Source organism: Streptomyces sp. NPDC030165 (assembly GCF_055573595.1).
Window position 1 is genome coordinate 26,030 of record NZ_JBVIBD010000003.1, and the last position, 16,725, is coordinate 42,754.

General features: G+C 73.1%; 10 protein-coding genes. 6 read left to right on the forward strand and 4 right to left on the reverse strand.

Translation table 11 applies throughout. From position 1 onward, the window contains the following. Window positions 1-129: 129 nt before the first annotated feature. Both ACZ4Z1_RS06565 and ACZ4Z1_RS06570 read right to left on the reverse strand, forming a co-directional pair. On the reverse strand, window positions 130-1,626 hold the full coding sequence (locus ACZ4Z1_RS06565; RefSeq protein WP_468485462.1) for an MFS transporter: 1,497 nt from the start codon (window positions 1,624-1,626) through the stop codon (window positions 130-132). Window positions 1,627-1,701: 75 nt separating this feature from the next. Then, complete coding sequence (locus ACZ4Z1_RS06570) at window positions 1,702-3,219, reverse strand: M1 family metallopeptidase (RefSeq protein ID WP_468485463.1); 1,518 nt, start codon at window positions 3,217-3,219, stop codon at window positions 1,702-1,704. A gap of 245 nt (window positions 3,220-3,464) precedes the next feature. Here ACZ4Z1_RS06570 and ACZ4Z1_RS06575 point away from each other — a divergent pair, with 245 nt between their 5' ends. From ACZ4Z1_RS06575 to ACZ4Z1_RS06585, 3 genes are all read left to right on the forward strand, one after another. Beyond that, the gene (locus ACZ4Z1_RS06575; RefSeq protein WP_468485464.1) at window positions 3,465-5,429 is read left to right on the forward strand and encodes a Xaa-Pro dipeptidyl-peptidase; all 1,965 of its coding nucleotides are present in this window, start codon (window positions 3,465-3,467) and stop codon (window positions 5,427-5,429) included. A gap of 103 nt (window positions 5,430-5,532) precedes the next feature. After that, window positions 5,533-6,846: a M14 family metallopeptidase gene (locus ACZ4Z1_RS06580; protein WP_468485465.1), complete on the forward strand. Its 1,314-nt coding sequence runs from the start codon at window positions 5,533-5,535 to the stop codon at window positions 6,844-6,846. Between the two features lie 65 nt (window positions 6,847-6,911). After that, window positions 6,912-8,693 carry a BCCT family transporter gene (locus tag ACZ4Z1_RS06585; RefSeq protein ID WP_468485466.1) on the forward strand — a complete coding sequence of 594 codons (1,782 nt, stop codon included), beginning with the start codon at window positions 6,912-6,914 and terminating at the stop codon, window positions 8,691-8,693. Window positions 8,694-8,750: 57 nt separating this feature from the next. Here ACZ4Z1_RS06585 and ACZ4Z1_RS06590 read toward each other — a convergent pair whose 3' ends face one another. Beyond that, entirely contained in the window at window positions 8,751-9,719 is a 969-nt protein-coding gene (locus ACZ4Z1_RS06590; protein ID WP_468485467.1) for an FAD-dependent oxidoreductase, read from the reverse strand. Between the two features lie 237 nt (window positions 9,720-9,956). Between ACZ4Z1_RS06590 and ACZ4Z1_RS06595 the strand changes: the two genes are divergently transcribed. The 3 genes from ACZ4Z1_RS06595 (at window position 9,957) to ACZ4Z1_RS06605 (ending at window position 14,009) form a co-directional block, all read left to right on the forward strand. After that, a complete protein-coding gene (locus ACZ4Z1_RS06595) occupies window positions 9,957-10,994 on the forward strand; it encodes an oxidoreductase (RefSeq protein WP_468485468.1) in 1,038 nt (345 codons plus the stop codon). Between the two features lie 322 nt (window positions 10,995-11,316). After that, complete coding sequence (locus ACZ4Z1_RS06600; RefSeq protein ID WP_468485469.1) at window positions 11,317-13,581, forward strand: FUSC family protein; 2,265 nt, start codon at window positions 11,317-11,319, stop codon at window positions 13,579-13,581. A gap of 191 nt (window positions 13,582-13,772) precedes the next feature. Further along, window positions 13,773-14,009, forward strand: a complete 237-nt coding sequence (locus ACZ4Z1_RS06605) for a hypothetical protein (RefSeq protein ID WP_468485470.1) — start codon at window positions 13,773-13,775, stop codon at window positions 14,007-14,009. 54 nt (window positions 14,010-14,063) lie between these two features. On the opposite strand, the gene ACZ4Z1_RS06610 is transcribed toward ACZ4Z1_RS06605, so the two are convergent. Further along, window positions 14,064-16,499: a Tex family protein gene (locus ACZ4Z1_RS06610; RefSeq protein WP_468485471.1), complete on the reverse strand. Its 2,436-nt coding sequence runs from the start codon at window positions 16,497-16,499 to the stop codon at window positions 14,064-14,066. Window positions 16,500-16,725 lie beyond the last annotated feature (226 nt).

Genomic DNA, 16,725 nt, shown 5'->3' on the forward strand with positions numbered 1-16,725 from the left:
AGGGGAAGACCCCATAGAAAGACCGACACGCAAGGGGTTGGAGAGGAAGTCACCCCCCCACAACGGACAAAGGACCCCCCCCCCCCCCCCCCACACCCCCTCCCCCCCCCTTCGCCTGCCGGGCGGCCTTCAGGACGCGTCCGCCGGCTCCTTCTCGCGCTCGGCCCGAGCGGTACGGTCCGCCGCGCGCCGGATGACCGTCGTCAGCACCGTCACCACACAGGTCAGGGCGACCGAGACCACGGTGGTCCACATGGCGGCACGCGCGTACCCGGCGGCGCTCGGCACGCTGCCGGCCAGGGCGAAGAAGGCCGCACCGATGACCGCGACACCGGCGGCGCCGCCGAACTGCTGGGCGGTGGTCAGCACCCCGGCGCCGATCCCGGCCCGCTGCGCCGGCACGCGCACCAGCGAAGCGCCGATGAGCTGCGGGAACATCAGCCCGTTGCCCACCCCGGCCACCGCCATGGTCACCACGACCCAGGGCAGCGCCCCACGGTCCGGCTGGAAGTGCAGCACGAGCGCGACCGCTGTCAGGCCGGTCACCGTGACGGCGCTGCCCAGTTGCAGGATGCGCAGCCCGTAGCGCTGGACCAGCGGCCGGCTCAGCAGCGCGAAGCCGGCGTAGCACACACCGGTCGGCGCGAAGGCCAGCCCCGCCTGGAACGGGCCCAGCCCGAAACCGCCCTGGAGCAGCAGCGTCAGGGTGAACATCACGCTCGCCCAGTACGCCATGAAGGCCGCCCCCGTCACCACACCGGCGAGGTAGGACCCCTCGCGGAACAGCGCCAGGTCCAGTACGGGCTCGCCGCCGCGGGCGGCCAGGGTCCGCTGCCAGAACACCGTGGCCGCGCCCACCGGCACCGAGGCGGCCAGACAGATCCAGGTCCAGGCAGGCCAGCCGGCGGTGCGCCCCATGGCGAGCGGTACGAGCACCAGGCCCAGCGTCAGGGCCACACCGCCCGCGCCGGGCAGGTCCAGCCGGGCCCGGCGGCCGGAGCGTACCGAGGGCAGGAAGCGCAGGGCCAGCAGGGCCGCGACCACGCCGATCGGCACGTTGATCAGGAACAGGATCCGCCAGCCCAGCCCGAGGATGTCGGCGTCCAGCATCAGCCCGCCGAGCACCTGTCCGGCGACCGAGGCCGTACCGCCGGCGACGCCGTACCAGGCCAGCGCCCGGCCCCGCGCGTGCGGCGGGAACGAGGCGGTGATCGTGGCGAGCACCTGCGGCACCATGACGGCCCCGGCGAAGCCCTGGAGCAGCCGGGCGCCGACCAGTTGGGCCGGGTTCACCGCGATGCCGCACAGCAGGGAGGTGACGGCGAAGGCGATCAGCCCGACGATGAACGTACGTCGGTAGCCGAAGAGGTCACCGAGCCGGCCGCCGGTGATCATGCCGCTGGCGTACGCGAAGGCATAGCCGCCGACGATCAGTTCGAGGGCGGCGGGCCCGGTGTGCAGGTCCTTCTCGAACGAGGGGGCGGCGACGTTGACGACGAAGAAGTCGAACTGCGCCATGAACCACGCGGACAGCAGGACGGCGAGCAGCGGTCCCGGGCGCGGGGCGGCGAGGGTGGGGGAGGGCCGCGTGGGCGTGGCCCGTGGATCGGCTGATAACTCGGTCACGCCAGCATCCTGGACCCTCCGTGTCCAGGAAAGCAAGCGGGGCCCGGCGTGGTGTGCGCCGGGCCCCGCTCCAGGTCAGTGCTGGTGGTCGTGCTCGTGATCGTGCACGTTGTTCGTGGCCTGGATGGACTTCCAGGACTTCGGCTGGGCCGGTGCCCCGGACGGGGCGGCCGACCGGGCGCCGAACGTGGCCTTGGCCGCGGCGGCCGCGGGCTTGGACGGCTGGAAGAGCCAGGTGTCGAACAGTTCGGCGAGCGGCTTGCCGGTCTTGCGCTCGGCGTACGTCACGAAATCGTGCACCGAGGCGTTGCCGTACTTCTTGTCGGTGGGCCAGGACTTCAGGAGCCCGAAGAACGCCCGGTCGCCGACCTTGTTGCGCAGCGCCTGGAGGGCGAGCGCGCCCCGGTCGTACACCGCGCCGTGGAACTGGTTGTCCGGGCCCGGGTCACCCGGCTTGACCTTCCAGAACGGGTCGTCGGCCGGGTGCTGGGCGTAGACGTAGTCGGCCAGTTCCTGACCGGTGCCCTCACCCTCCTTCTCCGACCACAGCCACTGGCTGTAGCGGGCGAAGCCCTCGTTGACCCAGATGTCCTTCCAGTCCTTGACCGAGACGCTGTCGCCGTACCACTGGTGCGCGATCTCGTGCACCACCACGGAGACGTTGGTGCCGTTGGCGAACGCCTCCTTGCCGTAGAACGGGCGGGTCTGCGTCTCCAGCGCGTAACTGGCCTTCACGTTCGGGACGTAACCGCCCACGGAGTTGAACGGGTACGGGCCGAAGACCGACTCCAGCCACTCCGTGACCTCGGTGGTGCGCTCGATGCTCGCGCGCGCCGACCCCTCGTAGGAGCCGAGGTCCTTGCTGACGGCGTTGATCACTGGAAGGCCGCTGGCCGTGGTGTCCTTGGTGACGTCGAACTTGCCGACCGCGAGCGTGGCCAGGTACGACGCCTGCGGCTTGTCCGAGCGCCAGTTGTAGCGCGTCCAGCCGAGCTTGGAGGACTGCGAGAGCAGGACGCCGTTGCTGAGCGCCTGGTTGCCGTCCGGCACCGAGACCGAGATGTCGTACGTCGCCTTGTCGGTCGGGTGGTCGTTGCTCGGGAACCACCACACGGCGGCGTCCGGCTCCTGCGCGATCACCCCGCCGTCGGGCGTGCGGTGCCAGGCGGAGTAGCCGTCGATCTTCAGCTCGGACGGCTTGCCCGCGTAGCGCACGACCACGCTGATGTCCTTGCCCTTGGGCAGCGGCGTGGCGGGCGTGACCTCCAGCTCGTGCTTGCCGGAGGTGGCGAAGGACGCCTTCTTGCCGTTGACGCGTATCTCGCTGACCTTCAGGCCGAAGTCGAGGTTGAAGCGGCTCAGGTCCTGCGTCGTCTTGGCGAGCAGCGTCGCCGTGCCCTCCAGCAGGTCCGTCTTCGGCTGGTACTTCAGCCGAAGGTCGTAATGGGAGACGTCATACCCGCCGTTGCCGCTCTCGGGGTAGTAGGAGTCGCCCGCGCCCGGAGCGCCGGGTGTGTAACTGGCCGCGGAAGCCGGGATCGCCAGCAGCAGGCTGAGGGCGGCCGCACCCGGAACGATGAGTCTGTGACGCACGAATTCCTCCAGCTTGTAGGGGAGGTGAGCCCGTTCGGCTCATCAGATCCTCAGTTCTTCAGACCCTATGTACTCGGAACCCGCCCGTCATGTCCATGGCCGCACCTGACACATGACCGACATCAGGACGTCACAAGCCCCCCGGCCGCCGCACGGCACAGCACCCCCGCGGACCGCGTTCCGCGCACGTCCGCCACTCCGCGCACTCTTACGCACAGGAGTTCCCCCGCGCTACCGTCCGCCCCGTGACCAAAAGCGCGCGGTTCCCCCGCATCCCCTGGAAAGCGCTCGTGGCGGCGGTCACCGTCGCCCTGTTGACCACGCTCACCGGACCGGCGACCGCCGCTCAGGCCGCCTCCGGTGAGTCCAGACCCGTGTACTCCTACGACCGCGCGATACGCGAATCGGTCTGGGTGGACACGAGGATCGACGGCGACTCGGACGGGCGGACCGACCGGGTCGCCGTCGACATCGTGCGGCCGCGCGAACCCGCGCAGCAGGGCCGCCGGGTCCCCGTGATCATGGATGCCAGTCCCTACTACTCCTGCTGCGGCCGGGGTAACGAGAGCCAGAAGAAGACCTACGACAGCGCGGGCCGGCCCGTGCAGTTCCCGCTCTTCTACGACAATTACTTTGTACCGCGCGGCTATGCGACGGTCCTGGTCGACCTGGCCGGCACCAGCCGCTCGGACGGCTGCGTGGACGTCGGCGGACGCTCCGACATCCAGTCCGCGCGCGCCGTCGTCGACTGGCTCAACGGCCGGGCGCGCGCCTACGACTCCCGTACGGGCGGCAGACGCGTCACCGCCGGCTGGTCCAACGGCGACACCGGCATGATCGGCAAGAGCTGGGACGGCACCATCGCCAACGGTGTCGCCGCCACCGGCGTGGAGGGCCTGAAGACCATCGTGCCCATCGCCGCCATCTCCTCCTGGTACGACTACTACTTCGCCAAGGGCGCCCCGCTGTACAACTCCGGACCCGACCGGCTGGCCGACCGCGTCAACAGCCCCGAGGCGCGCCTGCGGTGCGACGCGGTGCAGAAGAAGCTCGCCGAGGGCGCACCGCGTACCGGCGACTGGACGCGGCTGTGGACCGAGCGCGACTACGTCAAGGACGCGGAGAACGTCACCGCCAGCGTCTTCGCCGTCCACGGGATGCAGGACCTCAACGTCCGTACCAAGCACTTCGGACAGTGGTGGGACGCACTCGCCGACAACGGCGTCGAGCGCAAGGTCTGGCTCTCCCAGACCGGCCACGTCGACCCGTTCGACTTCCGCCGCTCCGACTGGGTACGCACGCTGCACCGCTGGTTCGACCACTACCTGATGGGCTACGACAACGGCATCGACGACGAGCCGATGGCCGACGTCGAGCGTGCCCCCGACCAGTGGGCCACCGACCGCGTCTGGCCCGCGGCCGGCACGTCGGCCACGACCGTACGGCCGCGCAACGGGAGCACCCCGGGCGTCGGCGGACTCGGCACCCGGCGCGCACCGCACGGCGCCACCGAGACCTTCACCGACGACCCGCGCCTGGACGAGTCCGACTGGGCCGCGCAGATCGACACGCCGACTCCCGCCAAGGCCGGTTTCACCACCAAGCCGCTGGACAGGCCGCTGCGCCTGTCGGGTTCCGGCAAGGTGACCGTCACCGCCACCCCCAGCACCACCACCGCCCACCTCTCCGCCGTCCTGGTGGACCTCGGCCCCGACACCATCCGCAACTACGGTGCCGCGGGCGAGGGCGTCACCACCCTCGCCGACCGCACCTGCTGGGGCGCGAGCACCACCGGTGACAGCGCCTGCTACAAGGAGACGAAGGCCGACACGGTGCACGTCGGCCACACCGTCTTCAGCCGCGGCTGGGCCGACCTGGGCACCTGGGCGGACCCGGGCAAGGGCCGCCCGCTGACCCCCGGCAAGTCCTACACGATCGCCCTCGACCTGGCCGCGAGCGACCACGTCGTACCCGCCGGGCACCGCCTCGCCCTCATCATCGCCGGCACGGACGCCGGTCTGATCGACCCGCCGTCCAGCACCCCGCGCCTGACCCTCGACCTCGCCCGCACCGCCGCCCGCCTGCCCGTCGTCGGCGGCGGCAAGGCGCTGGCCGCGGCCACGGCGGGGACCGGCGGGGCGCGGATCGCACCGGCGCCGCCGACCGGCGTCGAGCCGTCCGTACCGAGCCGGATACCGGACGTGCGCTGACGGTACGGCCGGGGGCCGGGGCACCGCGCCCCGGCCCCCGGCCGTACGCCGCTCCGCTTCCTCCACCGTTCGCCCCACCGTCCGACACCGGAGGCACCCCCTCGTGACGACCTTCTACCGCCGCCTAGCCCTCGGGGCGCTGGCCGCCGCACTCACCACGGCCCTGCTGGCCTCGCCGCCCGCCGGGGCGGCCGGACCGGACCTGCCGCGTACCGGCTTCGAGACCAGCGAGGGCGCCCGCTGGACCACTCAGCCGGAGGAGCAGGACTTCCTCGCGGCCGTGGAACGGGCGAGCGACCGCGTCCGTACGGACCGGATCGGCATCACCGCGCAGGGCCGCCCGCTCCAGCTCGTACGCATCGGCGCACCTGCCCCGAAGAGCGCGGCCGACGTGCGACGCGGCAACGCGGTGCTGCTGATCTGCTCACAGCACGGCGACGAGCCGTCCGGGCGCGAGGCGTGCCTGTCCACCGTCCGCGATCTCGCCTTCGCCGGGGACCGGGCCACCCGGCGCTTCCTGGAACGCACGAGCGTGCTGGTCGTGCCGACCGCCAACCCGGACGGCCGGGCCGCCGACACCCGCGGCAACTCCGGCGGCGTGGACATCAACCGCGACCACCTCGCCCTGAAGACCGCCGAAGCCCGGGCGCTGGCCGCCGTGCAGCGCGACTACCGCCCGGACGTCGTCTACGACCTGCACGAGTACGGGCCCACCGTGCCGTATTACATGAAGGACCTGCTGTCCCTGTGGCCCCGCAACCTCAACACCGCCCGCGCGGTACACCGGGAGTCCACCGTCCTGTCCGAGAAGTATGTCCGCCCGGAAGCCGCCGGCGCCGGTTTCAGCACCGGCATCTACGGCATCTGGACCGACCCGGTGACCGGCGACCCGGTCAAGCAGGTGGCCGGCGACGGTCAGGAACGCATTCTGCGCAACACCGCCGGGGTCAAGAATTCCGTCGGGCTGCTCGTGGAGACCCGGACCGACGCGCTGACCGACGCCGAGAAGGCCGACCCCGCGCTGAACAACCGCCGCCGGGTCACCTCGCACCAGGCCGCACTGAACGGCTTGTTCGATTACGTGGGCGAGCGCAGGGGCCGGATCGAGTCCGCCACGACCCGCGCCCGGCTGGCCGGTTACGCCGACCGGGGCCCTGTCTACCTCGGCGGCGCCGACAACGAACCGCCCGCCGCCGAAAAGGTGCTGACCGACCCGCCGTGCGCCTACCGCCTCGACGCACGGCAGTACACCGAGGTCAAGGACGAACTCGCGCTGCACGGTGTGTCGTCGCACCGGACCGCGCGGGGTGGAGCCGTCGTGCCGCTCCGCCAGCCGCTGCGCGCCCTCGTTCCGCTGCTGCTGGACGGCCGGGCCGAATATCACCTTACGGCCGCGACTCCGCTCAAGGGCTGCTGAACGCGTCCCACCGTGTGGTAGGGGGTAACGGGTAGGGAAAAACTGGCCGATTGAAAGGTCGACACGTGTCGGAAACAGACAAGGACACGGGCGGCGGGGGAGGTGCGCCGGTCGAAGCCGAGCTTCCCGGCGCACCACACCGCACCGGCCCTCCGCAGACCGACCGCGTGGTCTTCGGCGTCACGGCGCTGCTCACCCTCGCCTTCATCGTCTGGGGCGCCACCTCCACCGAGTCGCTCAAGAGCGCCTCGACGACGATGCTGGACTGGATCATCAAGAACGGCGGCTGGGCCTTCGTGCTCTCCGCCTCCGGCTTCGTGGTCTTCGCCATCTGGCTGGCCGTGAGCAAGTACGGACGGATCACGCTGGGGAAGGAGGGGGAGCAGCCGGAGTTCCGTACGGTCTCCTGGGTCGCGATGATGTTCAGCGCGGGCATGGGCATCGGCCTGATGTTCTACGGCGTCAGCGAGCCGCTGGGGCACTTCACCGCGCCGCCCCCGGGCACCGACCCCGAGGACGCCGCGCAGGCCATGGACACCGCGCTGGCCACCACGCTGTTCCACTGGACCCTGCACCCGTGGGCGATCTACGCGGTCGTGGGGCTGGCCATCGCGTACAGCTGCTTCCGGCGGGGGAGAAGGCAGACCATAAGCGCGGTGTTCACCCCGCTGATCGGCGAGCGGCGCGCCAACGGCTGGGGCGGGCAGGTCATCGACATCCTCGCCATCTTCGCCACCCTCTTCGGCTCCGCCGCTTCCCTGGGGCTCGGCGCGCTCCAGATCGGCAGCGGGATCAAGGTGCTCGGCTGGATGGACAGCGTCAGCACCACCCTGCTGGTCGTCGTCATCGCCGTACTGACCGTCGCCTTCGTCCTGTCGGCGGTCTCCGGCATCGCCCGCGGCGTCCAGACGCTGTCCAACATCAACATGGTGCTGGCGCTGATCCTGGCCGTCTTCGTGTTCGTCGTCGGACCGACCATCCTCATCCTGAACATGCTGCCGACCTCCATCGGCACCTTCATCGGCGAGCTGCCGCAGCTGGCCGGCCGGACGGAGGCCGGCAGCGGGGACAAGGTCGGTGAATGGCTGCGCGGCTGGACGGTCTTCTACTGGGCGTGGTGGATCTCCTGGACGCCCTTCGTGGGCATGTTCATCGCCCGGATCAGCCGCGGGCGCACCATCCGGCAGTTCATCGGCGGGGTGATCCTGGTGCCGAGCGTGGTGAGCCTGCTGTGGTTCGCGGTGTTCGGCAGCACGGCGATGCACCTCCAGGACGGCAAGAAGCTCTCCGGCGAGACCACGCCCGAGGGGCAGCTCTTCGACGTGCTGCACCAGTACCCGGTGGCCACCGTCACCAGCCTCCTGGTCATGGTCCTCGTCGGTATCTTCTTCGTCTCCGGCGCGGACGCCGCGTCCATCGTGATGGGCACGCTCTCCCAGAAGGGCTCCTTCGAACCGACCCGGCTCGTGGTGGTCTTCTGGGGCGTGGTCACCGGTGCGGTCGCCGCGATCATGCTGCTGATCGGCGGCGGCTCGGACGACGCGCTCACCGGACTGCGGGACTTGACGATCCTGGTCGCGGCGCCCTTCACCCTGGTGATGCTCGCGATGTGCTGGGCGCTGATGAAGGACCTGCGCCACGACCCGCTGATCGTCCGCGGGCAGAAGGGCGAGGAGGTCGTCGGACTGGCCGTCATCGCGGGCCACGAGCGGTACGACGGCGACTTCGAGATCCGTATCGGGCCGGGCAACGGAAACGACGCCGGCACGCCCGGTACATCTGGTACGTCCGGTACCTCTGCCACGGCCGGTGCGGCCGCCCCGGCCACCGAGGAGGGCAAGCCGTAGCACCGGCCGCGCGGAAGTGAGATCCAGGGGAGGGCCGGCGGGCGACCGGCCCTCCCCTCATGCCGTCCCGCCGCCGCCCGCCAGGCGTACCACCTCGGCCGCGCATCCCCACGCCACCGTCACGCCCGCCCCGCCGTGCCCGTAGTTGTGCACGCACAGCGCACCGCCCGGCAGCCGCTCCACCTCCAGCCGTACGGCGGTACGCGCCGGGCGCAGGCCGACCCGGTGCGCCAGGACGCGCGCGTGCGCCAGTTTCGGGTGGACGCGCGCGCAGCGCTCCACGATCGCCCGGGCGGTCGCCGGGTCCGGCTCCCGCGACCAGGCGCCCTCGCACGCCGTGCCGCCGAGCACCACCCCGTACGGCTGCGGCAGGATGTACGTCGTGGTCTCGGCGTGCCCGTCGGCCGAGCCGAACCACTCCTCGATGCCCGGGTTCTCCGCGATCACCAGCTGCCCCTGCACCGGCTGGACCGCCACGTCCGGGACCAGCTCGCGGGCGCCCAGCCCGGAGCAGTTGACGACCGTGCCGGCCTCCCGCCCCGCCTCCGCGAGTGAGGTGAACGGCCGCCGCTGCACCGTGCCGCCCGCTTTCGCCAACCGCTGCTCCAGGTACCGCAGGTGGGACGGCATGTCCACCAGCGGGGTGCACGCCCGCCAGCCCGCGTCGTAGCCCGGCGGCAGCTCGTCCGGCGCGGCCCGCCGCAGCCCGGGCACCGCCGCGTGCCAGCCGCCCGGCTCCGCGTCCCCGGCGTCGGCCATCGTGCCGGTCACCAGCCGCACGCCGGTCTCCTCCGGACGCGCCGCCAGTTCGGTGAGCACGTCGAGAGAGCGCAGCGACCAGGCCACGGCCCGCTCCTCCGGCCGTACCCGGTAGGGCCAGCACAGGCCGCCCGCGACGGCGGAAGTGGTGTCCCCGGCCGGGTCGCGGCTGACGACCCGCACCTCGCGTCCGCGCTCCGCCAGCCCGACGGCGGCCGTCAGGCCGGTCACCCCGCCGCCGATCACGATCACATCGCTCGTCGTCATGCCAGGACGCTATCCGGTGCGCTGGCCGGGGGCGACGGGTCCGGCGGGGCATCCGACATCCTGCGGACAACCAGCGGAGATCCGGCGGACATCCTGCGGAGTGCCCGGTGACGGCCCCGTGCCGCCGCCCGGCCGCCACGGGGACGGAACGGCGGCCGCGGGATACGGAACGTCCCCCTCCCCGTGAATTGCCCGTCACCCGGCTCTGAGGGCCGGTTGCGTGGGGATACTCATGACATGTCTGCGCACTACGCGACTTTCGGACTGGCGCCCGCCACGCGCGCCGGAGCGGTACTGTCCAACGGCGCGTACGAAGTCCACCGCGACTTCTGGGACTTCATCGTCGACGGCAGACCCCTCCTGCTGCGCCTGGCCGACCTCGACGCGGTCTCCCCGCTCGCCGCCGACCTGGGGCCGTCCCTGTTCACCGCGCACGTGCGGCGGCTGCTCCTGGAGGAGGACGCGCCGCTCGCCGAGGGGCGCTACGTCCTGTACGGCTGCCCGGAGTGCGAGGGGCTGGAGTGCGGCGCGGTCACCGCCGTCATCGAGCGGGACGGCACGGACGTCGTCTGGCGCGACTTCGCCTGGCAGACGGGCCGGACCGCGGACCTGCGGCGGGACGGCTACCCCGGCATCGGCCCGTTCCGTTTCCACGGCGCGCAGTACCGGGCCGCGCTGGAGCACCTGCTGTCCGACGCCGGTCCGGAGCGCAGTGCCGCGGCCGCCCGGCGGGTCCTGCTGGTCGGTCACCGGGTCGCGCTGCCGGCCCGGCTGGCCGCGGCCCTGCGCGGCATCGGCGTCGGCGCGGAGATCACCATGGACGCGGCGGGCGCCTCGCCGGACGAGTTACGGTCGTACGGAGCGGTGGCCTTCGCCGGCGCGGTGGGGGAGGCCGAACGGGACGCGGTGCGGGCCGCGTTCGTGGCGGCGGGGTCCTCGGCGGTCTTCGTGGACCTGCCGGTGCCGGTCGTCCCGCTGCTCGTCGCCCGTATCGAACAGGCCCTGGACCGCTGTCCGCAGGATCAGCGGCGGCTACTGCGGCTGGCCGCGGTCCGCGGCGAGGTCACGGTCGAGACCGCGGTGCCGTGCCGGCTCGCCGTCACCGCGTACCGCGTGGACCGCCTGTCGCGCACGAGGACGGCGGAACTGTTCGCCGGACAGGTCGAGGCGGGCACGCACCGGCTGGCGGTGGACGCGCGGTCGACGAAGGGGACGGCGTACGTCGTCGCCCGGACGGGCGGGAGCGTGCTGGTCGCGGAGGTGGCGGGGGAGTAGGCGGAAGAGCGGGAAGAGGGAGCAGACCGGGCGGGCGGGGCCGGGTGCGGGCGGCGGGTCTTCGGTACGGGGGCCGGGCGCGCGTTCGCCACGGCTGAATGTGATCTTGACATCCCCGTAACCCGCACGTCCCGATGCGTACCAACGGGACCTTAAGCTGGGTGTCAGCACCGTCGGCCGATGACGCCCCTCGGACACCTTGCGCCGTGCACCCGTCCCGGGCACTCCGCGTGCCCATCCCTTTGCCAGGCAGTACGTCCCGCTCCGTACGGGTACGTACCCATATGCCCGCCCCGCCGTCATCCGTCGAACAAGGAGGCCCATGCCCCGCGCGCCGCGCGCCGTGCCCACCTGGCTCGCCCACCCCCTGCGCTGGCAGCGGCTGCCCGTCCCCTGGGCCGCCGTGGTACGCGGCGCGCTGTGCGCGGGCCCGCTGCTCGCCGCGGGCGTGGCCACCGGCCACCCGGCGGCCGGTGTGCTGGCCGGCCTCGGCTCCATGCTCGCGGGCGTCAACGACCGCCCCGGCACCCGCCGCCGCGGCATCGTGCACATCGGCCTGCCCGCCCTCGCGTCGTCGTTCGGCATGCTGATGGGCGCCACGCTGCAGACCGTCGGCGCGGGCTGGTGGGTGGTCCCCGCACTGTTCGCCGTGGGCTTCGTCTCGGGCGCGGGCAGCGTCGCCGGGCCGGTGCGGTCCAACGCGGGCATGCAGATGCTGGCCAGCACCATCCTCGGCGCGGGCATGCCGCTGGCCGGCGCGCCCTGGCTCAAGGCCCTCTACCTCCTGGCCGGCTGCCTGTGGCTGCTCCTGCTGCGCCTGGTGTTCCACCCGCCCCGCCCGGCCGGCGGAGCGCTCAGCGGCGAGCGGGCGGCCGTCGCCACCGTCTTCGACGCGCTCGCGGACGCGCTGGAAGCCGTCGGCGGGCCGGGCGCAGAAGCGGCCCGGCGCCGCCTCACCGCCGCCCTCGACCGCGCCGACGAGGCGCTGCGGCTGCGCCGTCTGCTGCGCCGCCGCTCCCGCGCGGACGAACGGCTGCTCGCCGAGCGGCTGGCCGCCGGCACCGCGCTGTGCGAGGCCAGCGTCGCGCTGCTCTGGGAGGCCCAGCCACTGCCCGACCGGGTCGCCGAAGGCCCGCGCCGGTTCGCCGAAGCGCTGCGCACCGGCCGCCCGCCGGGCCGGCTCTCCGCCCCGGAGACCAGCTCCCCGGCGCGCGGCGCCTTCGACCGCGCGCTCCTGGACGCCGCGGTGGTCTTCGACCGTACGGAACCGGTGGACGCCGCCGGGGCCGACGGCGGACCCGCGGCGATCTCCGGAGCCGTACCGGTCCGTACGGTGGCGGGGGACGAACGCGGGACGGCTGCTGCGGAACCGGCCGCTTCCGGTACGGCCCGTTCAGGGCACGACACCTCCGGGACGGATGCCTCCGGGATGGTCCGTTCGGAATCGGCCACCTTCGAGGCGGCCCGCTCGGAACCGGCCGCTTCCGGTACGGCCCGTCCGGAATCTTCCGGGACTGCCCATACGGGGCCTGACGCCTCCGGACCTCCCGCGGCAACCACCCGGGGCCCCGGGGCCACATCCCACCGCCCGCCGCCCGGCCGCCGCCCCTCCCCGCTCAGCCGGCTGATCGCGCTGATCGCCCCGCCCGCCCGGCGCGGCCGGGGGCTTCTCGGCCCGGCGGGCCGAGACTACGGTCTGCGGGTCGGCCTGTGCATCGCCGTGAGCGCGGCGGTGGCCCTCGCGCTGCGGGCCGAGCACTGGTACTGGCTGCCCGCCACCGTCACCTTCCTCGTCAAGCCCGACCTGGGTCCGCTCTTCTCCCGTACGGTGAACCGTTTCGCCGGCACCGTCGCGGGCGTCCTGGTCTTCGCGGCGGCGGGCGCGCTGCTGCACGGCTGGTGGTGGCCCGCGCTCATCGCCGGCGCGGGCGGCGCGCTGCTGCCGTTCGCCACCCGCCACTTCGCGTTGCAAACCGTCGCGATCACCCTGATGGTGCTGTCGTTCGTGCACGTCAGCGGTGATCCGCAGGCCGCGCTGGAGCGGATCGTGGACACCTCGGCCGCCTGCGGCATCGTGCTCGTCGTCGGCCACCTGCCGCGGCTGGCCGACCCGCGCCGCCGTGTCGGCCACCGGGTCACCGCCGCGCTGCGCGCCACCGGCGCATACCTGGCCGAGGTGCTCAGGACCGAGCCGGGGCACGACCGGGGCGAGCGGCTGGTGCTGCGCCGAGAGGCCTACCGGGCGCTGGGCGAGGCCCGCGCGGCGGCCGAGACCGCGGCCGCCGAACTCGTCGCGGCGCGCGGCCGCAACCCCGACTGGCTCACGGTCGTCACCACCGCCGAACGCATCGTCGACGCGGCGACGGCCTGTGCCGTACGGCTCGACCACGGCGCCCGCCGCCCCACCCCGCAGGAGGCGCGCCGGCTGTCCGAGGCGCTCACCGCGATGGCGGACGCACTGGAGGACCCGGGCCGGCCGGGGCCGCCCGCGCTCGCGGCGCAGATCCCGCCCGTACCGGGCTGCGCGACGCTCACGGACGTGGCCGCCGAGCTGGAACGGATGCGCGGCTTCGCGGGCGCGGCCTGACCCGGCCCGCGGCGGGTAGGCGGAGCCTGAGCACACACCCGCCGGTGCGGCCGCCGCCGGCCGCCACCCGCTTGGCACACCGGGCAGGACGACGGCGCCGGGCCGGTGCGGTACTGGAGGAGCCGGGCGGCACCGCCACGGCGCCACCGAACGACCGATTCCAGCGTGAGCCGGGAGCCAGCATGGGTGACATGTCCGAGAACCGCCCCGAACGGGAACGCAGGGCGCAGCGCGCGGCGCGGGAGAGTGCCCCCGCCGCCCCGGACCGCAGTGCCGGGGAGGCCGCCGGCGTCGGGGAGAGTTACGTATCGCAGGAAGACGGCCGCTGGGTCAGCCATGTAGGACGAGGTGCCGACCGCAGCAGCCCGGGGACCGGAAAGCGCCGCAAGGGCCCGGGCCCGGTACCGCGCGAGGACGCGCCCGAGTGACCTGGGCACCCGTGGGACCGGGGCCGGCCTGAGCCGGCCCCGGCCGCCTTCGGGTCAGCGCCCGCCGCTCTCCTTGCCCAGCAGGCCCGCGCGGCGCAGCGCGTCGGCCATGGCGCCGTTCGCCGGGGCAGCGTCGCGGGAGCCGCCACGGCGGTCACCGCCCTGGCGCTGCCTCGGGGTGCCGCCGCGCCGCTGGTCACCGCGGCCGTCCCGGTCGCCGCGCCGGCCCTCGCGCGGCCCGCTCGCGCGCTGTCCGCCGTCGGCCGGGCCGCCGCCCTTGCCGGGCTCGTCGTCCAGGCGCAGCGTCAGCGAGATCCGCTTGCGCGGGATGTCGACGTCCAGCACCTTCACGCGCACGATGTCGCCCGGCTTGACGACGTCGCGCGGGTCCTTGACGAAGGTCTTGGACATGGCGGAGACGTGCACCAGGCCGTCCTGGTGGACACCGATGTCGACGAATGCCCCGAAGGCGGCGACGTTGGTGACCACGCCCTCCAGGAGCATCCCGGCCTGCAGGTCGCCGATCTTCTCCACGCCCTCCTTGAAGGTGGCCGTCCTGAAGACCGGACGCGGGTCGCGGCCCGGCTTCTCCAGTTCCTGGAGGATGTCGGTGACGGTCGGCAGGCCGAAGGAGTCGTCGACGAAGTCGGCCGGCTTCAGGGAGCGCAGCACCACCGTGTTGCCGATCAGCGACGACACCTCGCCGCCCGCCGTCTTCACCATCCGGCGCACCACCGGGTACGCCTCCGGGTGCACGCTGGAGGCGTCCAGCGGGTCCTCGCCGTCGCGGATGCGCAGGAAGCCCGCGCACTGCTCGTACGCCTTCGGGCCGAGGCGTGCCACGTCCTTGAGGGCCTTGCGGGCGCGGAAGGGGCCGTTGGCGTCGCGGTGCGCGACGATGTTCTCGGCCAGCCCGGAGCTGATGCCGGACACCCGTGACAGCAGTGGTGCGGACGCGGTGTTGACGTCCACGCCGACGCCGTTGACGCAGTCCTCGACCACTGCGTCCAGCGAACGCGACAGCTTCACCTCGGACAGGTCGTGCTGGTACTGGCCGACCCCGATCGACTTCGGATCGATCTTGACCAGTTCGGCCAGTGGGTCCTGGAGGCGGCGTGCGATCGAGACGGCCCCGCGCAGCGACACGTCCAGCTCCGGCAGCTCCTGCGAGGCGAAGGCGGAGGCGGAGTACACCGACGCGCCCGCCTCGGAGACCATCACCTTGGTCAGCTTCAGCTCGGGCTGCGCCGCGATCAGGTCGGCGGCCAGCTTGTCCGTCTCGCGGGACGCGGTGCCGTTGCCGATGGCGATCAGCTCGACGCCGTGCTCCTTGGCCAGCCGCGCCAGCGTGGCCAGCGACTGGTCCCACTTCTGCTGCGGCACGTGCGGGTAGATCGTCTCCGTGGCGGCCACCTTGCCGGTCGCGTCCACGACGGCGACCTTCACGCCCGTACGGAAGCCGGGGTCCAGGCCCATCGTCGCGCGGGTGCCGGCCGGCGCCGCCAGCAGCAGATCGCGCAGGTTGGACGCGAAGACCCGTACCGCCTCGTCCTCGGCGGACTGCCGCAGCCGCAGCCGCAGGTCGATGCCGAGGTGGACCAGGACGCGGGTGCGCCAGGCCCAGCGGACGGTGTCCTTGAGCCACTTGTCGGCCGGCCGGCCGCGGTCGGCGATCCCGAACTTCGCGGCGATGGACTGCTCGTACGACGTGGTGCCCTCGACCGGCTCGGTCTCCGGCTCCAGCGCGAGGTCGAGGATCTCCTCCTTCTCGCCGCGCAGCATCGCCAGGATCCGGTGCGACGGCAGCGCGGTGAACGGCTCCGCGAAGTCGAAGTAGTCGGCGAACTTCGCGCCCGCCTCCTCCTTGCCCGCGCGGACCTTCGCGGCCACCCGGCCCCGCGACCACATGCGCTCGCGCAACTCGCCGATCAGGTCGGCGTCCTCGCTGAACCGCTCGGTCAGGATGGCCCGCGCGCCCTCCAGGGCGGCGGCCGGATCGGCGATGCCCTTGTCCGCGTCCACGAACGCCGCCGCGGCCGCCGCGGGCTCCACCGACGGGTCGCTCAGCAGCCCGTCCGCCAGCGGTTCCAGGCCCGCCTCGCGCGCGATCTGCGCCTTGGTACGCCGCTTGGGCTTGTACGGCAGGTAGATGTCCTCCAAGCGGGCCTTGGACTCCGCGCCGCGGATCTGCGCCTCCAGCGCGGCGTCCAGCTTGCCCTGCGACCGGACGGATTCCAGGATCGCGGTACGCCGCTCCTCCAGCTCCCGCAGGTAGCGCAGCCGCTCCTCCAACGCGCGCAACTGCGCGTCGTCGAGCATCTCGGTCGCTTCCTTGCGGTACCGGGCGATGAAGGGCACGGTCGAGCCGCCGTCGAGCAGTTCGACCGCGGCCTTCACCTGCCGCTCCTTGACGCCGAGCTCGTCGGCGATCCTCGCTTCGATGGATCCGATGGTCCCGGACGCCCCGTTGGCCTCGGTGGATGCCGTCACGTTGTTTCCTGCCCCGCCTTCCAGCGTTTGCTTGAGCCTGCATTGTGCAGGTTGGCGGGCCGCACTGTCGCGCGACCCGGGCGGCTGCGGCCAGGTGTGAGAAGCCGCACGCGCGAGGGAGCGTTCCGTACGGGGCAGGTGCGGGCGCGTGGGGCGGGCGGGGTGGGAGGTGCCGGGCGCCGGGGGCGGTGGGCCGCCCGGAAGGGGTCGGCGGCCGGGCGTGTCA

Excerpts from the sequence above, each read along its gene's own strand:
- ACZ4Z1_RS06595 (WP_468485468.1), top strand. The coding sequence starts at position 9,957 with ATGTCTGCGCACTACGCGACTTTCGGACTGGCGCCCGCCACGCGCGCC.
- ACZ4Z1_RS06605 (WP_468485470.1), top strand. The coding sequence starts at position 13,773 with ATGTCCGAGAACCGCCCCGAACGGGAACGCAGGGCGCAGCGCGCGGCG.
- ACZ4Z1_RS06600 (WP_468485469.1), top strand. The coding sequence starts at position 11,317 with ATGCCCCGCGCGCCGCGCGCCGTGCCCACCTGGCTCGCCCACCCCCTG.
- ACZ4Z1_RS06590 (WP_468485467.1), bottom strand. The coding sequence starts at position 9,719 with ATGACGACGAGCGATGTGATCGTGATCGGCGGCGGGGTGACCGGCCTG.